General features: G+C 62.0%; 1 protein-coding gene. It reads right to left on the reverse strand.

Annotation, left to right across the window (positions count from 1 at the left end; genetic code table 11):
- Positions 1-31 precede the first annotated feature (31 nt).
- Positions 32-859 (reverse strand): IS5 family transposase, encoded by an 828-nt coding sequence (locus tag ACMGFG_RS24220; RefSeq protein WP_436932853.1) that lies wholly within the window; start codon positions 857-859, stop codon positions 32-34.
- Positions 860-938 lie beyond the last annotated feature (79 nt).

Below are 938 nucleotides of genomic sequence, written 5' to 3' on the forward strand. Positions count from 1 at the left end.
TGCCTTGTTGAATCCGCGGACGACGTAGCGATCACTCCTTGATGGCTTGTTCGAGGTTGTAGACCGCAGCGGTCAACACCAGTTCACGGAACTGGCGGTACCAGGCGCTTGGCCCGACAGCGGACCCGTATCGGCGCTTGATGGCCGAGAATGCGCTCTCGGCCATCCAACGTTGCCCGTAGAGCTCGCTGTCCAACCGTTCGTTATGGGCGTGATCGTAGTGCGCGAACAATCGGTGTTTGATGAGTGGGCGGACGCCGTTTGACCGGAGAGCCTCCCGCAGCGATTGGTCGTCGTAGCCTTTGTCGCCGGCGAGACTCCCGATCCTCTCGGTGTTGCGCAGCGCTACCCGACGGCCCACCTGTGTATCGTGGGGCCAGTGTGCCGAACAGTGGACGTCGAGGACGGCACACGACTCTGTATCGACCAAGGCCGTCGTTTTGAGCGTCCGTATGTGGCGATCCGAGCGATCGACGTAGTGGCTGGATGCCGCTTCGCGGTCGAAGAACGTGGCATCCAGCGCCCCATGCTCGCCGGGATCGCAGACCGCTGCTGAGCGGTCGAGCAGTTGGCGCCAGATACGGGTGGGCACCCGCTCGAACGACCGCCACAGCGTCGAGGGTGCCGGGAACTCGGTCCGGGCCAACTGCAAGACGGCGCGAATCCGATCCATCTCGCTGGCCCAATCGACGATTTCGCGGTACGTGGCGTCCATGTGAACCCGCAAAAAGTGTAACGTGAGATGTTTCCAGCCGGCAAATCCGTTGCCAGCCGGGTCACTCACCACCGCCGTGGGGCTGGCAGCACAGCGTTTTTGAGCCAGCGACGCCGCTTGTTTAACGAAGCGGAAGAGTGGCATAGGTACATTCACTCTCTCCGCTTCGCTTCCACCTTCAGAGCGACGCTATCCGCTCGCCCTCACCGGATTCAACAGAGCA

The organism is Halosimplex halobium (assembly GCF_051414055.1).
Taxonomy (GTDB): Archaea; Halobacteriota; Halobacteria; order Halobacteriales; family Haloarculaceae; genus Halosimplex; species Halosimplex halobium.